Origin of the sequence: Streptomyces sp. NPDC091649, from assembly GCF_044756785.1 — a bacterium.
Classification (GTDB): Bacteria; Actinomycetota; Actinomycetes; order Streptomycetales; family Streptomycetaceae; genus Streptomyces.
Map to the genome: position 1 here is coordinate 122,543 of NZ_JBIVTR010000003.1, position 21,471 is coordinate 144,013.

General features: G+C 73.7%; 18 protein-coding genes and 1 pseudogene. 9 read left to right on the forward strand and 10 right to left on the reverse strand.

Annotation, left to right across the window (positions count from 1 at the left end):
* Window positions 1–384: 384 nt before the first annotated feature.
* From ACIQMU_RS08015 to ACIQMU_RS08035, 5 genes are all read left to right on the forward strand, one after another.
* Complete coding sequence (locus ACIQMU_RS08015) at window positions 385–1,887, forward strand: aldehyde dehydrogenase family protein (protein WP_352238900.1); 1,503 nt, start codon at window positions 385–387, stop codon at window positions 1,885–1,887.
* A 97-nt stretch (window positions 1,888–1,984) separates the two neighbouring features.
* A complete protein-coding gene (locus ACIQMU_RS08020; RefSeq protein ID WP_402688465.1) occupies window positions 1,985–3,598 on the forward strand; it encodes a GMC family oxidoreductase in 1,614 nt (537 codons plus the stop codon).
* Window positions 3,595–4,764 carry a glycine betaine/L-proline ABC transporter ATP-binding protein gene (locus ACIQMU_RS08025; RefSeq protein WP_402688466.1) on the forward strand — a complete coding sequence of 390 codons (1,170 nt, stop codon included), beginning with the start codon at window positions 3,595–3,597 and terminating at the stop codon, window positions 4,762–4,764. Before ACIQMU_RS08020 ends, ACIQMU_RS08025 begins: the two co-directional genes overlap by 4 nt.
* Entirely contained in the window at window positions 4,764–6,749 is a 1,986-nt protein-coding gene (locus ACIQMU_RS08030; protein ID WP_352238897.1) for an ABC transporter permease subunit, read from the forward strand. Before ACIQMU_RS08025 ends, ACIQMU_RS08030 begins: the two co-directional genes overlap by 1 nt.
* A gap of 1 nt (window position 6,750) precedes the next feature.
* Window positions 6,751–7,725 carry an ABC transporter substrate-binding protein gene (locus tag ACIQMU_RS08035; protein ID WP_352238896.1) on the forward strand — a complete coding sequence of 325 codons (975 nt, stop codon included), beginning with the start codon at window positions 6,751–6,753 and terminating at the stop codon, window positions 7,723–7,725.
* Between the two features lie 54 nt (window positions 7,726–7,779).
* Here the strand turns inward: ACIQMU_RS08035 and ACIQMU_RS08040 are convergent.
* From ACIQMU_RS08040 to xylB, 4 genes and pseudogenes are all read right to left on the reverse strand, one after another.
* A pseudogene (locus ACIQMU_RS08040) lies at window positions 7,780–8,231 on the reverse strand (hypothetical protein).
* A 184-nt stretch (window positions 8,232–8,415) separates the two neighbouring features.
* Window positions 8,416–9,273 (reverse strand): hypothetical protein, encoded by an 858-nt coding sequence (locus ACIQMU_RS08045; protein ID WP_352238894.1) that lies wholly within the window; start codon window positions 9,271–9,273, stop codon window positions 8,416–8,418.
* A complete protein-coding gene (locus ACIQMU_RS08050) occupies window positions 9,273–10,553 on the reverse strand; it encodes a VWA domain-containing protein (protein WP_402688467.1) in 1,281 nt (426 codons plus the stop codon). Before ACIQMU_RS08050 ends, ACIQMU_RS08045 begins: the two co-directional genes overlap by 1 nt.
* 440 nt (window positions 10,554–10,993) lie before the next feature.
* The gene (gene xylB / locus ACIQMU_RS08055) at window positions 10,994–12,475 is read right to left on the reverse strand and encodes a xylulokinase (protein WP_402688468.1); all 1,482 of its coding nucleotides are present in this window, start codon (window positions 12,473–12,475) and stop codon (window positions 10,994–10,996) included.
* A 239-nt stretch (window positions 12,476–12,714) separates the two neighbouring features.
* Here xylB and xylA point away from each other — a divergent pair, with 239 nt between their 5' ends.
* A complete protein-coding gene (gene xylA, locus ACIQMU_RS08060) occupies window positions 12,715–13,881 on the forward strand; it encodes a xylose isomerase (RefSeq protein ID WP_352238891.1) in 1,167 nt (388 codons plus the stop codon).
* Window positions 13,882–13,917: 36 nt separating this feature from the next.
* Here xylA and ACIQMU_RS08065 read toward each other — a convergent pair whose 3' ends face one another.
* The 4 genes from ACIQMU_RS08065 to ACIQMU_RS08080 all read right to left on the reverse strand — a co-directional run bounded on the left by ACIQMU_RS08065 (window position 13,918) and on the right by ACIQMU_RS08080 (window position 17,189).
* Window positions 13,918–15,165: an ROK family protein gene (locus tag ACIQMU_RS08065; protein ID WP_352238890.1), complete on the reverse strand. Its 1,248-nt coding sequence runs from the start codon at window positions 15,163–15,165 to the stop codon at window positions 13,918–13,920.
* A 157-nt stretch (window positions 15,166–15,322) separates the two neighbouring features.
* Window positions 15,323–15,982, reverse strand: a complete 660-nt coding sequence (locus tag ACIQMU_RS08070; protein ID WP_352238889.1) for a DUF305 domain-containing protein — start codon at window positions 15,980–15,982, stop codon at window positions 15,323–15,325.
* Window positions 15,979–16,629, reverse strand: coding sequence for a DUF3105 domain-containing protein (locus ACIQMU_RS08075; protein ID WP_352238888.1), 651 nt, complete (start codon window positions 16,627–16,629; stop codon window positions 15,979–15,981). The genes ACIQMU_RS08070 and ACIQMU_RS08075 overlap by 4 nt, the downstream gene beginning before the upstream one ends.
* A 128-nt stretch (window positions 16,630–16,757) precedes the next feature.
* Window positions 16,758–17,189 (reverse strand): hypothetical protein, encoded by a 432-nt coding sequence (locus tag ACIQMU_RS08080; RefSeq protein ID WP_352238887.1) that lies wholly within the window; start codon window positions 17,187–17,189, stop codon window positions 16,758–16,760.
* Between the two features lie 73 nt (window positions 17,190–17,262).
* On the opposite strand from ACIQMU_RS08080, the gene ACIQMU_RS08085 reads away from it, so the two are divergent.
* From ACIQMU_RS08085 to ACIQMU_RS08095, 3 genes are all read left to right on the forward strand, one after another.
* Entirely contained in the window at window positions 17,263–18,054 is a 792-nt protein-coding gene (locus ACIQMU_RS08085; RefSeq protein ID WP_352238886.1) for a phospholipid scramblase-related protein, read from the forward strand.
* Window positions 18,055–18,203: 149 nt separating this feature from the next.
* Window positions 18,204–19,901, forward strand: a complete 1,698-nt coding sequence (locus tag ACIQMU_RS08090) for an FUSC family protein (protein ID WP_402688469.1) — start codon at window positions 18,204–18,206, stop codon at window positions 19,899–19,901.
* A complete protein-coding gene (locus ACIQMU_RS08095; protein ID WP_030591842.1) occupies window positions 19,898–20,404 on the forward strand; it encodes a MarR family winged helix-turn-helix transcriptional regulator in 507 nt (168 codons plus the stop codon). Before ACIQMU_RS08090 ends, ACIQMU_RS08095 begins: the two co-directional genes overlap by 4 nt.
* A 13-nt stretch (window positions 20,405–20,417) precedes the next feature.
* Here ACIQMU_RS08095 and ACIQMU_RS08100 read toward each other — a convergent pair whose 3' ends face one another.
* Complete coding sequence (locus ACIQMU_RS08100) at window positions 20,418–20,732, reverse strand: IclR family transcriptional regulator C-terminal domain-containing protein (RefSeq protein WP_402688470.1); 315 nt, start codon at window positions 20,730–20,732, stop codon at window positions 20,418–20,420.
* Window positions 20,729–21,187, reverse strand: coding sequence for a helix-turn-helix domain-containing protein (locus ACIQMU_RS08105; RefSeq protein ID WP_402688471.1), 459 nt, complete (start codon window positions 21,185–21,187; stop codon window positions 20,729–20,731). Before ACIQMU_RS08105 ends, ACIQMU_RS08100 begins: the two co-directional genes overlap by 4 nt.
* Window positions 21,188–21,471 lie beyond the last annotated feature (284 nt).

Genomic DNA, 21,471 nt, shown 5'->3' on the forward strand with positions numbered 1-21,471 from the left:
CCGCGCGGGGAGGCCCGCGCCTGCCGGTGGGCTCGCTGTCGGCGCACACCGCGCTCCCCCCGGCCACCGGGCTGCTCCCGTCCCGTCCGGAGCGGTTCGCCGCCGGTGTGCGGTCGAGGGGCAGGGGCCGGAAGTCCGGGAGCCGGCCGCTCACCTGCCGGCGTGGGCGCGGCCACCGGTCCGGCCGGCCCCGCACGGAACGCCGAAAGGGCACCCGCGGGGCCCGCCGCGCGTGAGGCGCATCACTCTGAGTGAAATTCTCGGCATACATTCCGCCGGACCGGGGAGGGGTCCAGGCTGCTGGTGCGCCGTACCCCGGTCCACCGCGCACCACGCCCCCACCGAACCGGAGGGGCATTTCAGGCACGGAAGGCGAAAATCGACATGTCGGCGCTCAGTACCATCCACATCGACGGCACCTGGCGGGCCGCCGCATCCGGCGCGACGCGCGAGGTCATCGACCCCGCCGACGCCACGGTCCTGGCCGTCGTCGCGGAGGGCGGGGCCGAGGACGCCGATGCGGCGATCGCGGCGGCGCGGCGCGCCTTCGACGACGGCCCCTGGCCGCACAAGCCCGTCGCCGAGCGGGCCGGGCTGCTGCGCCGGGTCGCCGAACTGCTCCAGCGGGACCGCGAGGAGATCGCGATCACCGAGAGCCGCGACACCGGCAAGACCCTCGAAGAGGGTCGGGTCGACGTGGACGACGTCACGAACGCCTTCCGCTACTTCGCCGACCTCGTGATGAACGAGAGCGGCGGCCGTGTCGTCGACGCGGGCGACCCCGAAGTGCACAGCATCGTCGTCCACGAGCCCGTCGGCGTCTGCGCCCTGATCGCCCCGTGGAACTACCCCCTCCTCCAGGCCAGCTGGAAGATCGCCCCGGCCCTCGCCGCGGGCAACACCTTCGTGCTCAAGCCCAGCGAGGTCACCCCGCTCTCCACCGTCCACCTCATCCGGCTGCTCGCCGAGGCCGGCCTGCCCGACGGGGCGGCCAACCTCGTCACCGGCGCGGGCGACCCGGTGGGCGCCCGGCTCTCCGAGCACCCCGACGTCGACCTGGTCTCCTTCACCGGCGGCCTCGCCAGCGGTACGAAGGTGGCCCAGGCCGCCGCGCCGACCGTGAAGAAGGTCGCCCTGGAGCTCGGCGGCAAGAACCCCAACGTGGTCTTCGCCGACGCCTGCGCCACCGAGGAGGGCTTCGACACCGCCGTCGACCAGGCCCTGAACGCCGCCTTCTTCCACAGCGGCCAGGTCTGCTCCGCCGGGGCCCGTCTGATCATCCAGGACACGATCAGCGAGCGGTTCGTCACCGAGCTGGCCCGCCGCGCCGACGCCATCCGCCTCGGCCGGGGCACCCTCGACGGCGTCGAGTGCGGTCCCCTCGTCTCCGCCCAGCAGCTCGCCAAGGTCGAGGCGTACGTCGCCTCCGCCCGCGAGGAGGGCGCGATCGTCCGGGCCGGCGGCGAACGCCCCGAGCCCAGCGACGTACGGCCCGAAGGCGGCTACTTCTACCGGCCGACCGTCCTCGACGGCTGCCACCGCGAGATGCGGGTCGTCCGCGAGGAGACCTTCGGCCCGATCCTCACCGTCGAGACCTTCCGCACCGAGGAAGAGGCCGTCACGCTGGCCAACGACACCGACTACGGCCTCGCCGGCGCCGTCTGGACGACCGACGCGGGCAGGGCCCGCCGGGTCGCCGGACGCCTGCGCCACGGCACCGTCTGGATCAACGACTACCACCCCTACCTCCCGCAGGCCGAGTGGGGCGGCTTCGGGAAGTCCGGTACGGGACGCGAACTCGGGCCGGCGGGGCTCGCCGAGTACCGCGAGTCCAAGCACATCTACCAGAACCTCAACCCGCGCCCGCAGCGCTGGTTCGCCGGCTGACGCCTGCGGGGACCGGGCGCGCTCCCGCCGCCCGGTCCCGACCGGCTGTTCGCAGCACCACGTACACGCACGAACCTTGCAGAAGGAGCAGTGACCGATGCCTTCCACCCCCCGCAGCACAGCAGTTCCCGACAGCCCGGTGGCCGACTACGTGATCGTCGGCGGCGGCACCGCCGGCTCGGTCATCGCCTCCCGGCTCACCGAGGACCCGGACGTCACCGTCACGGTCATCGAGGGCGGCCCCACCGACATCGACCGCGACGACGTGCTGACCCTGCGCCGCTGGCTCGGCCTCCTCGGCGGCGACCTCGACTACGACTACCCCACCACCGAGCAGCCGCGCGGCAACTCCCACATCCGGCACAGCCGTGCCCGGGTCCTCGGGGGCTGCTCCTCGCACAACACCCTCATCAGTTTCAAGCCGCTGCCCGGCGACTGGGACGAGTGGGCCGAGGCGGGCGCCGAGGGCTGGGACGCGGCCACGATGGACCCGTACTTCGCCAAGCTGCGCAACAACATCGTCCCGGTCGACGAGAAGGACCGCAACGCCATCGCCCGCGACTTCGTCGACGCCGCCCAGGCGGCGGCCGGAGTCCCGCGCGTGGACAGCTTCAACAGCAAGCCGTTCCACGAGGGCGCCGGGTTCTTCGACCTCGCCTACCACCCCGAGAACAACAAGCGCTCCTCCGCCTCGGTGGCCTACCTCCACCCGCACATCGAGGCCGGCGACCGGCCCAACCTGCGGATCATGCTGGAGACGTGGGCGTACCGCCTGGAGTTCGACGGCAACCGCGCCACCGGCGTACACGTGCGGACGAAGGACGGCGAGGAGATCCTGCTGCGCGCCGCCCGCGAGGTCATCGTCTGCGCGGGCGCGGTGGACACGCCCCGGCTGCTGATGCACTCCGGAATCGGTCCGCGCGAGGACCTGGCCGCGCTGGGCATCGACGTACGCCACGACCTTCCGGGCGTCGGCGAGAACCTGCTCGACCACCCCGAGTCCGTCATCGTCTGGGAGACCGACGGGCCCATCCCGGAGAACTCCGCGATGGACTCCGACGCGGGACTCTTCGTCCGCCGCGACCCTGAATCCCGGGGCCCGGACCTGATGTTCCACTTCTACCAGATCCCGTTCACCGACAACCCCGAGCGCCTCGGCTACGAGAGGCCCGAGCACGGCGTGTCGATGACCCCGAACATCCCCAAGCCGCGCAGCCGGGGCCGCCTCTACCTCACGAGCGCCGACCCCGAGGTCAAGCCGGCCCTGGACTTCCGCTACTTCACCGACGAGGACGACCACGACGGCCGCACCCTGGTCGACGGCATCAAGCTCGCCCGTGAGATCGCGCGCACCGAACCGCTCGCCCACTGGCTCAAGCGCGAGGTCTGCCCCGGGCCGGAGGTCACCTCCGACGAGGAGATCAGCGAGTACGCCCGCAAGGTCGCCCACACCGTCTACCACCCGGCCGGCACCTGCCGGATGGGCGCGGCCGACGACCACGAGGCCGTCGTGGACCCGCAGTTGCGCATCCGCGGCCTGGAGGGCATCCGGATCGCCGACGCGTCCGTCTTCCCGACCATGCCCGCCGTCAACCCGATGATCGGCGTCCTCATGGTCGGCGAGAAGTGCGCCGAACTCCTCGCGGGCCGGGCGCAGAACACCGCGCCGGGCACCAGCACCAGCACCAGCACCGGAGGCGATGTCCGATGACCGGAACCAGGACCCTCAAGACCACCGGCCCCGCCGAGAACGCCCAGCCCGCCGGGGACACGGAAGCCGCCGAGAACCCCGTGTTCTCCGTGCGCAACCTGTGGAAGGTCTTCGGCCCCAAGGCCGACCGGATCCCCGGCAGCGAGCACGCCCAGCTCCCGCCCGCCGAACTGCGCGAGGCCACCGGCTGCACCGCCGCCGTCCGCGACGTCTCCTTCGACGTCCGCAAGGGCGAGGTGTTCGTCGTCATGGGCCTGTCGGGCTCCGGCAAGTCGACCCTCGTACGCTGTCTCACCCGGCTGATCGAACCCACCAGCGGCACCCTCGCCATCGACGGCGAGGACGTTCTGGCGATGGACCGCTCCCGGCTGCGCGAACTGCGCCGCCACCGTGCCGCGATGGTGTTCCAGCACTTCGGACTGCTGCCGCACCGCACGGTGTTGGACAACGTCGCCTACGGCCTGGAGATCCAGGGCCTGAGCAAGGCCGAACGCCGGGCGAAGGCCGCCGGGCTGGTGGAGAAGGTCGGTCTCGCCGGACTGGAGGACCGCCGTCCCTCCCAGCTCTCCGGCGGCCAGCAGCAGCGCGTCGGCCTCGCCCGCGCGCTCGCCGTCGACCCCTCCGTCCTCCTCTTCGACGAGCCCTTCAGCGCACTGGACCCGCTGATCCGCCGCGAGATGCAGGACGAAGTGGTCCGGCTGCACCGCGAGGAGGGCCGCACCATGGTCTTCATCACCCATGACCTCAGCGAGGCACTGCGCCTGGGCACCCGGATCGCGCTGATGCGCGACGGCGGGATCGTCCAGCTGGGCACCCCCGAGGAGATCGTGGGCTCGCCCGCCGACGACTACGTCGCCGAGTTCGTCCGCGACGTACCGCGCGAGCAGGTCCTCACCGTGGCCACCGCCATGCGTCCCGCGCTCGCGGGGGAGAGCGAGCGCGGCCCGGCCGTGCGCCCCGACGCCACCGTGTACGAGGCCATCGAAGCGGTCTCCCGCTCCGGCAATCCCGCAGCCCGCGTGATGGACGGCGGCCGGCTCGTCGGTGTCGTCGACCACGCGTGCCTGCTCGACGTCGTCGCCGGAACGACCGGCTTCGACGGCGCCACCGCGCCGACGGCCGGCGCCCCCGACGCCCCGGACGGCCCCCGCGAGGTGACCGCCTGATGGCCACCGCACAGGCCACGTCGGCCCGCCCCGGGCAAGCGGAAGCCCGCCGGGGACCGCTGGCCGCCCTCCGCGACCGCCCGGCCGCGGCCAGGCTCCTGCTGCTCGCGCTCGTCGCCGTCGTCGTCGTCCCCGTCGTGCACGGCCGCTGGGGCGGGGGGATCTGGCCGGACGCGCTGACCGCCGATCTCACCGCGCCGCTCGGCGACGTGACGGACTGGATCGTCTCCAACCGCGACAGCCACCCGCTGTTCCTCTACTTCTTCGGCCACATCAGCAACGCGGTCGTGCTCTCCGTGCGCGCTGTCTACCTGGTCCTCCTGGCCCTCGGCTGGGCCGGCGTCACCGTGTTCGCCGCCGTTGTCGCCTGGCGCGTCGCGGGCCTGCGGCTCGCCCTCACGGCCGCCGTGTCGTTCCTGGTCTGCGGCCTGCTCGGCATGTGGGTGCCGACCATGCAGACACTCGCGCTGATGGTCGTCGCGGTCCTCGCCTCCGTCGTGCTGGGGCTGCTCCTCGGCCTGGCCGCCGGGCTGTCGGACCGCACGTTCCGCATCCTGCGCCCGGTGCTCGACACCATGCAGGTGCTGCCCGCCTTCGCCTATCTGCTCCCCGTGGTCCTCGTGTTCGGCATCGGCGTCCCCGGAGCGGTCCTGGCCACTGTCGTCTACGCGGCTCCGCCGATGGCCCGCCTCACGGCGCTCGGCCTGCGCGGCGCGGACGGCGGCGTCATGGAGGCCGTGACCTCGCTCGGCGCGACCGGACGGCAGCGGCTGCTGAGCGCCCGCCTTCCGCTGGCCCGCAAGGAACTGCTCCTCGGCCTGAACCAGACCATCATGATGGCGCTGTCGATGGCCGTCATCGCGTCCGTGATCGGCGCGGGCGGCCTCGGCGACCGGGTCTACCAGGCGCTGTCCTCCGTGGACGTCGGCGCGGCGCTCGCCGCGGGCATCCCGATCGTGCTGCTGGCCGTCGTGCTGGACCGGACGACGGAGGCCGCCGGCCGCCGCATCGGCGCCGAGCCCAACGGGCCCGCCGTCCTGCGCGGCCTGCGCGGCTGGTCCCTGGCCGCCGCGCTCACCGCGGTCGTCGCCGTCGTCGGACGGCTCACCGACGGCCGCGTGTGGCCCGAGGACGTCACCGTGGCGATCGCCGGACCGGTGAACACCGCCAAGGACTGGATGGTCGACCACCTCTACACCGGCGTGCCCGTCGTCGGCGGCACCGCCGACCTCGCGGCCCACTTCACCAGCGGCATCCTCAACCCGCTGCGGAGCGGGCTCACCACGCTGCCCTGGTGGGCGGTGCTGCTGATCGTCGCCGCCCTCGCCCTGGCCATCGGCACCTGGCGCACCGCGACCACCGCGGTGCTCGCCATGGCCGCCATCGGCGTCCTCGGGGTGTGGAAGCCCTCGATGGACACCCTGAGCCAGGTGCTCGCCGCCGTCGCCGTCACCCTGGTCCTCGGCTTCGGCATCGCCATCGGGGCCGCGCGCAGCGAGCGCCTGGAACGCCTCCTGCGCCCGGTCCTGGACGTCTTCCAGACCATGCCCCAGTTCGTCTACCTGATCCCGGTCGTCGCCCTCTTCGGCGTCGGCCGCGCACCCGCCGCCGCCGCCGCGGTCGTCTACGCCCTGCCCGCCGTCGTCCGCATCACCACCCAGGGACTGCGGGGCGTCGACCCGGCCGCCATGGAGTGCGCCCGCTCGCTCGGCGCGACCCCGGGCCAGCAACTGCGCCAGGTCCAGATCCCGCTGGCCAGGCCCTCCCTGCTGCTCGCCGTCAACCAGGCAGTGGTCCTGGTCCTGGCGGTCGTCATCATCGGCGGCCTCGTCGGATCGGGCGCGCTCGGCTACGAGGTGGTCCTCGGCCTCGCCCAGGGCGACCTGGCCACCGGCCTCGTCGCCGGAGCGGCGATCGTCTGCCTGGGCCTGATGCTCGACCGGGTCACCCAGCCCACCACCCGCCGCCAGCGACAGGAGAGCTGAGATGAACCGCTCCCGTACCCGCCTGCTCGTGGCGCTCGCCTCGGCCGGGGCCCTGCTCGCCACGGCCGGCTGCGGCGCCGCCGACATGACCAAGCAGGCATCGCCCTTCGCGGCCCCCGCCGGGGTCAAGACGGTCACGCTCTCCGTCCAGTCCTGGGTCGGCGCCCAGGCGAACGTCGCCGTGGCGGAGCAGCTCCTCAAGGAGAAGCTCGGCTACCGCGTCGACCTGGTCCAGACCGACGAGGTCCCCGCCTGGGACGCCCTCAGCCAGGGCCGGGTCGACGCGATCCTGGAGGACTGGGGCCACCCGGACCAGGAAGCGCTGTACGTCGACGAGAAGAAGACCATCGTCAACGGCGGGGACCTCGGAGTCACCGGCCACATCGGCTGGTACGTGCCGAAGTACTGGGCGGACGAGCACCCCGACGTCACCGACTGGAAGAACCTCGACAAGTACGCCGACGAGCTGCGGACCGCCGAGAGCGGCGGCAAGGGCCAGCTGCTGGACGGTTCGCCGTCCTATGTCACCAACGACGTGGCCCTGGTGAAGAACCTGGACCTGGACTACAAGGTGGTGTTCGCCGGTTCCGAGGCGGCCCAGATCACCCAGATCCAGCAGTTCGCCAAGGAGAAGAAGCCCTTCCTCAGCTACTGGTACCAGCCGCAGTGGCTGTTCAACGAGGTGCCGATGGTCGAGGTGAAGCTCCCCGAGTACACGGACGCGTGCGCGGCCAAGGACCCGGCGGACATCGACTGCGCGTACCCGACGACCCCGCTGCAGAAGTTCCTCAACGCCGACTTCGCCGAGCGGGGCGGCGAGGCCGCCGCGTTCCTGAAGAAGTTCCACTGGTCCGAGACGGATCAGAACGAGGTCTCCAGGATGATCGCCTCGGAGAAGCTGACGCCGCAGGAGGCGGCGGAGCGCTGGATCGAGCGCAACCCGGACGTCTGGGAGAAGTGGCTTCCGAAGGACTGAGGTTCCGGGTCCCGGGCACATGCCCGGGGCCCGGCAGGGCGGGGCCGGACCCCGTCAGCCCCTCCTGCGGGACAGCCCGTGAGCAAGCGGGTCGAGCGGAGCGGCCCCGTGCCCGCCGCCGGACCGGGGCACCACGACGATCTGGTGCTCGTCCTCGTACACGACCCTGCCGGGGTCCGCGGAATCCAGCCGCTCGCACGGCACCCCGTGCGCTGCCAGCAGCGCGAGATAGCCCGGGATCCGGTCGAGCAGATGGGTCGCCGTCCCCTTGAACCAGGCCACCGCGCCCGGGTTCGCCCCGGGGTCGTACACCGCGGGGTCGATCCGCGAGGGGTCGGCGTAGGCCGCGTCGTACAGTCGTTCGCCGCCCGCCAGAAGCGGCGCTGCTCCTCGGTGAGGCGGCCCTCCCGGGCCAGGCCGTTGGCCAGCGCGAAGATCCCGGGGAAGTGGCCCCGGGGGCTCCGCTCGGTGCTCTGGAACCGTACGTACGTCATCGTTCCGCTCATTCCGTTCCCCTCCGCCACGGCCGGTGGAACGGCTCAGGGTAGGGGAGCGCGCCGCCGCGCCGGACCGAACGGCACGGAGGTCTGCGACCGGGGCCCCGGCCCCGAGGAGCCGGCCCTCGTCGGGGACCTTCGGGGCCGGCGGTTCGGGGCCGGGGACTGCCCGTACGCCCGGATCGAGGGCCCGTCAGATGCCCTGCGGTACTCCGGCCGGACGGCCCCGGCCGCGCGTCAGCGTGTACCCGAACACGGCGGCCAGCGCGGCGAGCACGCCGCCGCCCACGGTCCACAGCCAGCGGTCGGTCCACCAGCCCGACGCCCAGCCGTCCTCCGGCTCACCGGCGGACGGCGCACGCGGCGCGGCCGAAGGGCCCGCGTCGCCCGCCGGGGTGACCGAGACGCCCGGCACGAGCGGCTCGGAGAGCGCGCCGTCCACGGCGTGGGCTCCGCCCTGCTCCTTCATCGTCGTCTTCACCTCGACGCCGACCGGCAGCCCGAGGGCGGCGGCGGGCAGGTCCACCACCGTGAGACGGATGTAGTAACTGCCGGGCAGCGGGTCGTTCGCCCACGGCTCGGACCAGGCGCGCACGGTCCGCAGTACGCAGGACAGCTCGACGGTGGCCGCGTCGGCCGCCGCCTTCCTGGTCTGGTGCCCGTACATGCATGCCTGGCGGCGGCGCAGCCCGTCGTACACGTCGATCTGCCAGGTGGACGCGGAGCGCCCGGCGGCGCTCTCCGGCAGCTTCACCGTCGCCTCGACGGTGGGCCGCTGGCCGGCGTCGGCCGGGAACACCCAGTACAGGTAGTCGCCCGCCGACGCCTGGGCGGTGCCGGTCTGCCCCTGCTGGAGCGCGGTCGCCGTACGGAAGGCGGTGCCGGCCTCGGTGGGCCCCGCGTCCCCGGAGCCGTCGTCGGAGGGGCCGGCGCTCGCCGACGGGCTGTCGGCCAGGGCCGGGCCCGCCGTAGTGAGCAGGGTCAGTCCGGCGAGCAGCGCTCCGGTGAGCGCGCGTCGCACGCCGTGGGTGCGGCGAGGGGTCGTGTGCATCAGTTGGTCCTCCATACGGCGACGCGCCAGCGCGAGATCCAGCCGGCCAGCAGGCCCGCGACCAGTCCGGTCAGGACGAGCACGCCGAGCAGCCACCAGCCGCGGCCGAGCCCGAAGGCCGCCACGTCGGAGGCGTTGTCCGGTCCGTCCACCAGGTCCACGGTCAGTTCGACCGGCAGACCGGGGGACTTCTTCACCGAAGAGGGCGCGGAGAAGGAGTGGGCGAGCTGGAGGCAGACGGTCTCGGCGGCGGGCTTGCCGTCGCCGTCGTCACCGTCCTCCGCCTCTGGTTTCGGATAGCGCAGCCCGGACGAGATCACGTCCGTGCGGCCGGTGCCGGCCTCGGAGCCGCGGACGATCTCACGTCCGTGCACGGTCACCGCGCGCAGCAGCACCCCGTAGTCGTCGTCCACGGCGCGGTCGGCCGCCACGCTCGCGGAGGCGCGCAGCTCCTGACCGGGCAGCACGTCGACGCGGTACCAGCGGTGTTCGCCGATCTTCTCGCGGTCCGTGTAGAGGCCCGGCTCCAGCTTGGGCGCCGCGGAACAGCTCCCGGCCCCCTCGGTCGCCACCGGAGTGACGACGGGCTCGGCGGCCCGGTCCACCAACTGCTTGACGCGTCCGGACAGTTCGTCCTTGTGCTGGACGGCGGTGTAGGTGCCGCCGGTGGCCTCCGCGATGCAGGTCAGCTGCTGGCGGATCTTGGCGTTGGGCACCAGGCCCAGGGTGTCCACGACCAGGTGGGTGCCGCGCGCGGCTATCTCCCGTGCCACCTCGCACGGGTCGAGCGGCCCGCAGGTGTCCTCGCCGTCCGTGATGAGCACGATCCGCCGCGAACCGTCGCCGCCCTCCAGGTCGTCGGCCGCGCCGAGCAGGGCCGGGCCGATCGGGGTGAAGCCGGTCGGGGCGAGGGTGGCGACCGCGGTCTTCGCCTCGGTGCGGTCCAGCGGGCCGACCGGGTAGAGCTGTCGGGTGTCCTTGCAGCCGGTCTTTCGGTCGTCGCCCGCGTAGTCCGCGCCGAGCGTCCGGATGCCGAGGTGCACCTGTTCGGGCACCGCGTCCAGGACGTCGTTGAACGCCTGCTTGGCGGCGGCCATCCGGGACTGGCCGTCGATGTCACGGGTCCGCATCGAGCCGCTGACGTCGAGCACCAGCTCGACCTTGGGGGAGGGGGCGGCGGGGGCTTCGTCGGCGGCGGCGGGGATCGCGGTGCCGAGCCCGGCGGCCAGGGTGGCGAGCGCGATGCCCACCCCGGTCGTCAGCCGTTTTCTAGTGATCATCGCCGGATCTTATGGAAAATCAGTTCGTATTCCCAACCGGGCCACTTGGGCTCCGGCTTCGCCGCCCGGCGCGGGCCAAGCGAACGTGCCGGCGTGGTCGTCCCGTACGGCCGGTGCTTCCTCGAACGCGTCGCGACGAGCCTTCTGGGGCGGACGGGGACCGGCACGGTGCCGTCCGGTACGGCAACGGCTGTGCCGGCCGCCTCGCGGAGTGGGCGGCGGTCCGACGGCGCTGCGCCCAGCACCACGACTGCCGGCGCGAGGAGGCCGAGCGGACGCGTGCGGCCGCCGCGGGCACCGCCCGCCGGGTGGCATCGGAGCCCGGTGGGGCTCAGCCGCCGAGCACTCGCCGGTTGGCCCCGGGCCGGCCGATGAAGGACGGTGGCGACCCGGCGTCCGGACCGTCAGCCGCGTCCTGCCCGGCCGCATCGGAGCCCGGCTCAGCCGCCGAGCAGGGGCCCCGAGGCGCGGTCCAGGACCGTCGCGATCCGCTGCCAGGTCTCCACATCCCGTTCCACCGGCGGCAGCTGACGGTCCGCCCCGGGCGTCTGCCAGCCCGTGGCCAGCGCCACCGGGTCACCGCCGCCCGCCGCCGAGGCGGCCAGCGCGGCCGCCCCGAGCGCGACCAGTTCCCCGTTGCCGGGGATGACGAGCGGGCGGCCGGAGAGCCGGCGCACCGTCTGGACCCACATCCGCCCCTGCGCCCCGCCGCCGACCAGGCGCAGCGGGCGGGCGGCGACCTCCGGAGCGTCGGGATCGAGACCGCAGGCCGCCAGCAGACCGTCCAGGGCCCGCAGTACGGTGACGGCCGCGCCCTCGTAGGCGGCGCCGAGCAGTCGCTGCCGGGTCGTGTCGTGCCGCAGTCCGGTCAGCAGCCCGGAGGCGGTCGGCAGATCGGGCGTCCGTTCGCCGTCGAGGTAGGGCAGCAGGACGGCCTCCCCGCCGGGCGCCGCGTCCTCGCGGTCGAGTCCCAGCAGGGCGGCGACCTTGTCCACGGCGAGCGTGCAGTTGAGGGTGCAGGCCAGCGGGAGGTACGTGCCGTCGGCGGCGGCGAACCCGTTCAGCGCGGTGCCGGCGGGCCGGGTGCGGGAGGCGGCGAACACCGTGCCGGAGGTGCCGAGGCTGAGGACGGGGTGGTCCAGCAGCCCTTCGCCGCCCAGCCCGAGGCCCACCGCGGCGCTCATGTTGTCGCCGGTGCCGGCCGCCACGGCGATGCCCGCGGGCAGCCCGAGGGCGCGCGCCGCCGACGCGGTGAGCGAGCCGATCCGGGCCGCCCCGGTGGGCGCGACCTCCGGGAGCAGGGCCGGGTCGAGGCCGAGGAGGTCCAGCAGGACGGGGTCGTAGGCGCCGGTGGCGGTGGAGTACCACCCGCTGCCCGACGCGTCGCCGGGGTCGGTGGCGGCGACGCCCGCGAGGCGCTCGGTCAGGAAGTCGTGGGGGAGCCGGACGGCCGCCGCGCCGGCCGCGCTCGCGGGGTCGTTCTCGCGCAGCCACTGCCACTTGGAGGCGGTGATCGAGGCGACCGGCACGGAGCCGGTGCGCTCGGTCCAGGCGCCCGGCCCGCCGAGCGCGTCGGTGAGGGCGGCGGCCTGCGGCGCGGAGCGGGTGTCGTTCCACAGCAGCGCGGGGCGCAGCGGCCGGCCCTTTCCGTCCAGCACGACGAGACCGTGCTGCTGCCCGGCGACCGCGATGCCGGTGACCGCGTGGGCCGGCAGGCCGGACGCCTTCAGTCCGGCGGCCACCGCATCGCACAGGGCCCGCCACCAGACCTCCGGGTCGCTCTCACGCGCCCCCGCCTCGCCGGTGACCACGTGCGGGGCGCGCCCCACGGAGAGCTGTTCGCCGGTCACGGCGTCGATGAAGGCGGCCTTGGTGGACTGCGTCGAGCTGTCCACGCCGATGACGACGGCGGGTGACGGCATGGTGGCCTCTTTCGCGCTGGGTGCTGATCATTCGGCTGCGGCACGAACAAATTACGGGATGCGTGGTCCGGCGCACAACGGGATGTGCGGCCCTCCGCCCGACGGCCGGTGCGGCCCTTCGGGGGACGAGGGGGTTCCCTGGCGGGGTGTGGTGTGATTGATTAGTCATGTCACTGAACAAATAGGGGTGCCGGGCTGGCCGCCGGGCAGCCCCGACGGCAGGCGAAGGCGGTCGGACCATGACGGAACGCTTCACCCCCACCCCCGAGGACAAGTTCAGTTTCGGTCTGTGGACCGTGGGCTGGCAGGGCCGGGACCCCTTCGGCGATGCCACCCGCGCGGCCATCGACCCGGTCGAGTCGGTGCGGCGGCTCGCGGAGCTGGGCGCCTGGGGCGTGACCTTCCACGACGACGACCTGATCCCCTTCGGGGCGCCGGAGGCGGAGCGCGAGAGGATCGTCAAGCGCTTCCGGCAGGCGGTCGACAGCAGCGGGCTCGTCGTGCCCATGGTCACGACGAACCTCTTCACCCATCCCGTCTTCAAGGACGGCGGATTCACCGCCAACGACCGCGGGGTGCGTCGCTACGCGCTGCGCAAGACCCTGCGCAACATCGACCTCGCCGTCGAGCTGGGTGCGACGACCTTCGTGGCGTGGGGCGGCCGCGAGGGCGCCGAATCCGGCGGGGCGAAGGACGTCCGCCTCGCCCTCCACCGGATGAAGGAGGCGTTCGACCTGCTGGGCGAATACGTCACCGAGCAGGGCTACGACCTCCGCTTCGCCATCGAGCCCAAGCCGAACGAGCCGCGCGGCGACATCCTGCTGCCCACCATCGGCCACGCCCTGGCCTTCATCGAGCGCCTGGAGCGCCCCGAGCTGGTCGGCGTCAACCCGGAGACCGGGCACGAGCAGATGGCCGGGCTCAACTTCCCGCACGGCATCGCCCAGGCCATGTGGGCGGACAAGCTCTTCCACATCGACCTCAACGGCCAGTCCGGCATCAAGTACGACCAGGACCTGCGCTTCGGCGCGGGCGACCTGCGTCAGGCGTTCTGGCTCGTCGACCTGCTGGAGAGCGGCTACGAAGGCCCCCGCCACTTCGACTTCAAGCCCCCGCGCACCGAGGACTACGACGGTGTCTGGGCCTCGGCCGCGGGCTGTATGCGCAACTACCTCATCCTCAAGGAGCGGGCGGCCGCCTTCCGCGCCGACCCCGAGGTGCGGGCGGCCCTGCGCGCGTCCCGTCTGGACGACCTGGCGCGGCCCACCGCCGGCGACGGACTGGCCGGCCTCCTCGCCGACCGCGGCGCGTACGAGGACTTCGACGTGGACACCGCGGCGGAACGCGGCATGGCCTTCGAGGCACTGGACCAGCTGGCCATGGACCACCTGCTCGCGGTGCGCTGACCACTCCGGGTGGACCGGGGCCGCCCGGGCCCCGGTTCACCCGCCGGACGGCTCCGCGTACGCCGCGGGGTCCTCCAACACGTCCTGCACCACGAGCGCCGCCGCGCCCCGCGCCGCGTCGCCCGCCACCGAGGAAGCCCGGAGCCGGCCGCCGTCCGGGGACCAGAGCCCCGACACCACGCGGCCGGTCAGCTCCGCGTCCGCGGGCGGCGCCAGCCACGGCATCAGGCCCCGGAAGATCCCGCCGAGCACCACCGCGTCCGGGTCGATCAGATTCACCGCGCCCGACAGCACCCGGCCCAGCATCCGGCCCGCCTCGCGGATCGCGGCGACGGCACGCGGGTCACCGGCCGCCGCGCGCCGCTCCAGCTCCAGCACCCCCGACGCGCCGCCGCGGCCCTCGATCCCGGCGGCCCGCAACAGCGCCGTCTGCCCGGCGTACTGCTCCAGACACCCCCGCGACCCGCACCGGCACTCCGGCCCCGCCGGGTCCACCACCACGTGACCGATCTCCCCGGCGAAGCCGTGCGCACCGCGCAGCAGTTCGCCGTTCAGGACGAGCGCGCCGCCCACCCCGATCTCTCCGGTCAGATAGAGGAAGCTGCGGACGTCCCCCAGACCGCCGAACCACAGTTCGGCCAGGGCCGCGAGGTTGGCCTCGTTCTCCGAGGCGACCGGCAGCACCGGGCGGCCGGGGCGCGACGCGGCGAGGGCGCCGGCGAAAAGCTCCTGCGCGGGGACCTCGTTCCAGCCGAGGTTGGGGGCCTGGCGCACCGATCCGCCGGAGACGAGACCCGGCAGCGCCAGCGCCGCCCCCACCGGACGCAGCTCCTGCTCGTACGCCGATTCCAGGGTCCGCGCGGCGATCCGGGCCGCCCGCTCCAGGGCCTCCTCGGCGGGCGCGCCCCGGTTGTCGAGGTGTTCGGTCTGCCGGACCCGGCCGGTGCCCGCCAGGTCCACCACGCACACCGAGACGTAGTCGATGTTGATGTCGACGCCGAGCCCGGCGGGACCGGTGCGGGCCACCTTGAGCGCGGTGCCCGGGCGGCCCGCCTGGCCGCTGAACGTCTTGCCCGACTCGGTGAGGAACCCGCTCTCCATCAGCTGCTCGACGAGCGAGGACACCGCCGCCCGGGTCAGCCCGACCCGGGCGGCCACTCCGGCCCGGGTCGCCTCGCCGCGTTCGCCCTCGTCCCGCACGGCGCGCAGCACCAGGCTCAGGTTGTGCCGTCGCACGGTGTCCTTGTCGGCCTTGGGCCCCAGCGGAGTGAGGATGCTCTTCATATCGTCGCCGAGCCTATGCGATGGGAGGTTCCGGGCGGGGGGAGCGGGGAAGGGCGTTACCGCCGAGGGGGAGGCGCCCCGGCAGCGGCGGGCCGGCAGCGGAGGCGGGGCGGCCCCGGCCGTGCGGCCGGTACCGCCCCGCCTCCGCGGACCGCGTTCAGGGCTTGGCGCCCCGGTCCGCCAGCATGTCCGCCATCAGGCCCATCTCCGACTTCTGGCCGCGGACCATGCCCGCCGCCAGATTCCGGATGGCGTCGTTCTCCGCCGCACCGGCGGCGGCCTGTGCCATGTCCGCGCCCGCGCGGTGGTGCACGGTCATCAGCCGCAGGAACAGCACCTCGGCCTTCTCGCCCTTCGCGGCCGTGAGCGCCGCCAGTTCCGCGTCGGTGGCCATGCCCGGCATCAGCGAACCGTCGTCGGTCGGTGCGAGGGTGTGCCCCATCCATTCCATCGGCGGCTTGGCGGAGCTCTTGGGCAGCCCCCACATCTCCAGCCAGCCCAGCATCATGCCGCGCTGGTTGGCCTGGGTGTTGATGATGTCGTACGCGAGACGCCGCACGTCCTCGTCGTCGGTGCGGTCCCGCACGATGAACGACATCTCGACCGCCTGCTGGTGGTGGATCGCCATGTCCCGCGCGAAACCCGCGTCCACGGAACCCTCCGCCGGAGCGGAGAGCGCCGCCGAGGACGCCCCGGGCGGAGAGGCCGAGGAGGGGCGTACGACCATCAGCGCCACCAGCCCCAGGGCCAACAGGAGCACGGAGGCTCCCGCGAGGACCATCCGGCGGGTGGAGCGGGACGGTGCCAGGGCGGTCACTTGTCCAGCCCGCCGGTGCAGGCGGCCCCCGGCTCGGGGGTCTGCGGGCCCTGCACGTACTTGGTGAAGAACTGCGCGACGCGGTCGTCCGTCGCGCTCTCGACCGTGACCTGCTTGCCCCACGCACTGAGCATCAGCGGGTCCTTCTGGTCCTTGACCGGGCTCATCAGGGAGTACGGAGTCGACTTGACCTTCTTGGCGAGCGCCTCGACGTCGGCGTCCGACGCCTTGTCGTTGTACGTGACCCAGACCGCGCCGTGCTCCAGCGAGTGCACGGCGTTCTCCTTCGGTATCTCGTCGGTGTAGACGTCCGCGTTGCAGTTCATCCAGACCTGGTTGTGGTCACCGCCGACGGGCGGGTTCATCGGGTAGTCGACCTTGGTCGCCACGTGCTCCTGCGTGAGCTTGTCCCAGCTGCGCTCTCCGGTGACCGGCGAGGTCTTGGCCTGCTCCTCCTTCTTGTCCTTCTCGTTCGCCTGCGACATCAGGTAGCCGCCTCCGGCGACCAGGGCGGCGACCACGGCCACCGACGCGCCGATGGTGAGGATGCGGCCCCGGCGCTCGCGGGCGCGCTCCTTGCGGCGTGCCTCTTCGAGCTTGGCGCGACGCGCGGAGGCCGGGTTGTTCTGGTTCTTGGCGGAAGCCATGGGAAGTCCTCGTCGTTCAACCGGTGCATACGGGGTCGATGCACGGAGGGGGAAGGGATGCGGGGGCATACGAAAAACCGCTCCCGGTGAACCGGCGCAAGGGCGCGGCGGGAGAGCGGACCCCGCCTCTAGATCCGTTGGACCTGGAGGCGTAGCTGATCGACGGAACGCACACCGTCGTGCGCGGGACCCCGGATGGCCGCCGCGCCGGTGAGCGGGGCGGCGGGCGCGAAGGCCACGGGGGAGGGAACGGCCACGGGGGCGGACGACGCCGGAAGGACGACGGCCGCCGTGTGCGTCGAGCCGCCGTGGCACGACGTCCCGAGTCCGCGGTCGGCGGGCGCCGCCATGGTGACCGGCTCGACGGCCGCGTCGGGCGTCGGGGAGAAGGCCCGGACGGCGGTCGCGCCGTCCGGGCCCGCCGCGACCGGCGCGGCGGCGGACGAGGCGGTGACCGAACAGCAGAAGAGCATGGCCAGCAGGAAGAACACCCAGCCCAGGGTGAGGGGCGTGCGGGAGCGGCACCGCTGCCGGTCGGTCCGCGTGCTCACCCTGGTCATCGCCCGCCATCGTAATGGGTGTATGAAGATTCAAAGAATATGGGTCGCGCTGTCCGCGGGATAGTGTGCCCGAGTGACCACGCAATCGAACATAGCCGCGGGCTGGTTTCCTGATCCCCACGGTGCACCCCGACTGCTGCGCTACTGGGACGGGGCGCGGTGGACCGAGCACACGCACCCGGCCGAGGGGCGGCAGGACCCCGCAGCCGTCCCCGCCCAGCAGGCTCCGGGCGCCGCCGCCCCCGCCGGGCAGGCCGCGTCCGCCGGTTCGCTCTTCGACCAGCCGGTCCTGGTGGTGAACCAGAAGGCCAAGCTGATCGAGGTCACGAACGAGTACCGGGTGTTCGATCAGCACGGCGCGACCGTCGGCTCGGTCGCCCAGGTCGGCCAGAGCGCGCTGCGCAAGGTGCTCCGGTTCGTTTCCAGCGTCGACCAGTACCTGACGCACCGCCTGGAGATCCGCGACGCCGACGGCCGGCCGCAGCTGCTGCTGACCCGGCCCGCGAAGTTCATCAAGTCCCGCGTCATCGTCCAGCGGCCCGACGGGCAGCCCGTCGGCGAGATCGTCCAGCAGAACGCCATCGGCAAGATCAACTTCGCGATGACGGCCGGCGGTGTGCAGGTCGGCGCGATCAGGGCGGAGAACTGGCGCGCCTGGAACTTCGCCATCGTCGACCACGAAGGCACCGAGATCGCGCGGATCACGAAGACCTGGGAAGGTCTGGCGAAGACGATGTTCACGACGGCGGACAACTACGTGCTCCAGATCCACCGGCGCCTGCCCGAGCCGCTGCTCAGCCTGGTCGTCGCCACGGCCCTGACGGTGGACACCGCGCTCAAGCAGGACGCCCGGGGTCTCGGCTGACCGGCCGCCCCGCCGACCCCTCGGGACGCCGCCGCCCGGAACGGGGCGGCGGCGTCCTGCTCTGTTCGGACCGGGGCGGCGCGGGGCGGTGTGCCGGGGCCGCGTGGACAGAAGTGTTTTACTGGTGTAACACCTGTTAGTTTATATGGGTGAGTGATACATCCATACGACCTCGGCGGCCCCCCGTCCGAGGTCTCCCGCCGGCCCCCGCCCTCCGGCTCTCCCGGCCCTCGGACATCTGGTTCAAGCCCGCCCTCAGCGTGGTCGCCGCCTCCGCCGTGCCCCATCTGACGCTCCTGGCCATCGGCCGGCTCGACCTCGTGATCTACACCATGGCCGGCGCGCTCTGCGCGCTCTACGGCCATGGCCTCCCCTACGCCCGGCGGGCCCGGGCCGTCGCGGGTGTGGTGCTCGGCATGACGGCCTCCCTCGCCGTCTCCCTCGTCACCGCGTCGCTCACCGGATCGACCGCCGTGCTCATCGCGGTCGGGGCGCTGCTCGCCGCCGTCAGTAAGGCGCTGTGCGACGCCACCCGGATCGGGCCGCCCGGCCATGTGATCTTCACCTTCGTCAGCTCGGCCGCCCTCTTCGCCCCGCAGCGGCCGGAGCAGATCCCCGGGCACCTCGCCCTGACCCTCGGCGCGGGCGCGTTCGCCTGGCTGGTCGCCGTCGCGCCCGCCCTGGTCCGCAGGGAGGGCCCCGAACGCCGGGCCGTCGCCCGCGCCCTGGACGCCGCGGCCGGGTGCGCCGCCGACCCGGGTCCCCGTACCCGCAACGCGGCGGCCGCCGCCGTGCACGCCGCCTGGCAGTGCCTGCTCGCCTCCGGCCGCCCCACGCCCGCACGCCGGTCGCTGGAACGCCTGGTGGTGCACGCCGAAGCGGCCTTCGCGGCCCCCGGCCCCGCGGGCGGAGCGGCGGAACCGGACCGGCTGCGCGCCTGGGCCGCCCTGACCCGGGCGCGGGGGCCCGTGCCCGCGCCGCCGGCGGCCCCGGGCACCGCCGACGAGCTGTACGGGATCGACGCCGAACGCGCCGCCCTGCGGGCCCCCGAAGGCCGCCGCGCGGCCCGCCGTGCCCTGCTCCGCGGCCTCGGCCCCGGATCGCCGCTGCTGCCCGTCGCCGCCCGCGCCCTCGCGGGCTGCGCGCTCGCCGGATACCTCTGCGCCGCACTCGGCGTCGGCCGCCCCTACTGGGCGATCGTCACCGCCGCCTCCCTCTGCCAGGCCAACATCACCCTCTCCTGGAACCGGGCCCTCCAGCGCACCCTCGGCAACCTCCTGGGCGTACTCGTCTTCGCCGCCGTCCTGCCGGTGTCCCGCATCAGCCCGCTCGCCCTCGTCTGCTGCTGCCTCTTCTTCAGCTTCGCCGCCGAGGCCCTCATCACCCGCAACTACTGGCTCGGCTCCGTCGCGGTGACCCCGATGGCCCTGCTGGTCCTGGAGTTGGGGGGCGCCCACCCGGCCGGCGAGCTGATCGGCGACCGGGTCCTGGACACCCTCCTCGGCGCGGCCGCCGGCTTCCTGGCCGCCACGCTCGTCACCAACCGGCGGGCGGCGGGGCGGGTCGAGCGGGCGCTCGACGCCACCCACCGGGCCCGCGCCGACGCCGAGCGGGCCGGCGCCGACCCCCGGACCGCGCCGGCCGAACGGGACCGGGCGCGCCGGACGCTCACCGCGAGCCTCGTCGAACTGCGCGAGGCCGGCGACACCGCCGCGGGCGAATGGTGGCAGCGCGCCCTCCCCGAGCAGCGCCTTCTCGCGGCCGAGCGGGCCGGACACCGTACGCTCGCCGCGACAGCACAACGGCGGGGGCCGGCGGCCCCCGCCCCTTCGAACGGAGCGGAGTGACCGACGACATCGTTGCCTCGGTGGTCCGGCAGTGGCAGGCCGTCAACCCTGAGCTCGACACCGGACCGATGGAGATCATCGGCCGGATCAACCGCTGCGCCGCCCTGCTCCAGCAGGCGGAGGACGCCCCGCTGCGCTCCGCCGGGCTGACCCGCGCCGAATTCGACCTCCTCGGCGCCGTACGCCGGACGGACCGGGAACTCACCCCCGGCGAGCTGGCCCGTGAGACCTTCTCCTCCGGAGCCGCCGTCACCAAGCGGCTGCGCGCCCTCCAGGACCGCGCCCTGGTCGACCGCCGGGGCGACGACCGCGACCGGAGGGTCGCCCACGTCCGGCTCACCGACGAGGGCAGGGCCCTGGTCGACCGGCTGCTGCCCGAGCAGCTCGCCTACGAACGCGCCGTGCTCGCCGGTCTCGACGCCGACGGCCGCGATGAACTCGGCTCCAGACTGAGCGAGTTGCTCGTACAGCTGGAGGGGCGGCTCGGCGGGGCCCGCCGCTGACCCGGCACCCCGCTCAGCCCGGGTGCGCGCCGACCGGCGGCGCGGCCGACTCCCCGAGCAGAGCCGCCCGCCGGGCATTCGCGGCGTCGTCGGCCCGGTCCGCCGGGGCGACGGCCACCAGGGCGAGCCGGTCGCGCCAACTGGACCCGCCCAGGAAGACGGCGACCGCGTTCATGCCGGGGACCGACTCGCCCCGGCTGACGGCGTGCCCCCTCCGCCGGATCAGCGCCAGCTCGCTCAGCAGGGCCGTACGCGAGGTGAGCGTCCGCGGCGTCAGCGGCTCCAGCTCCTCCGCCGGATACAGCGCGCACAGCTGGTCGGCCGTCATCCGGGACAGCAGCGGCTTGCCGCCCGCCTCCGCGTGGGCCGGCCCCGTCCGTCCCGGCTGAGGGCCACCCGCACCGGGTGGGCCGACTCGCGGCCGTCGGTGACGATGACCTGATCGCCGATGAGCGCGACGCAGCTCACCGTTTCGCCGGTCCGCGCGACGGCGTCGTCCAGCACCGGACCCAGCCGGTCGCGGGCCGCCCGGCCGACCCCCGCGGGTCGCCCCAGTCGCACCAGCTCAGGGCCGGCCGCGTAGCCCCGCCCCGACGTGTCGCGGATGGCGAACCCCCGGCCCTCCAGGGTGCTCAGCACCCGGTGCGCGGTGGACCGCCCGACGTCGAGCCGCTCGGCGGCCTCGCTGACGGTGAGCGTGTCATGGGCGAGGAAGAGCCGCAGCGCCCGGAGCCCGGTGTCCAGCGATGCGATCGTGTAGCCGTCGGCCGCCGTCATGCCCATGTTCCCGTCCGCTCCTTCTCGTCACCGTCGGTATGCCGCCCAGCGACATGATTCCCGGCCCGGCGCCCTCGTGCGGGGCGGTCGGAGCGTACGCGGCGGAGGGCGTCCGCATACCCGTCAGCGCGGCGACTTTTCGCGCCACCCGCCCGGCGATCAGGAATCTGCACCTTTCGATCCGGTTCGAGCACCTGTACCTCTGTCCTGTTCTGCGGGACGAACGGGAGGACCGATGGGTCGAGTTGTCCCTTAATGAGTCTTTGAGTGCTGAGATTTGTACCGACTTG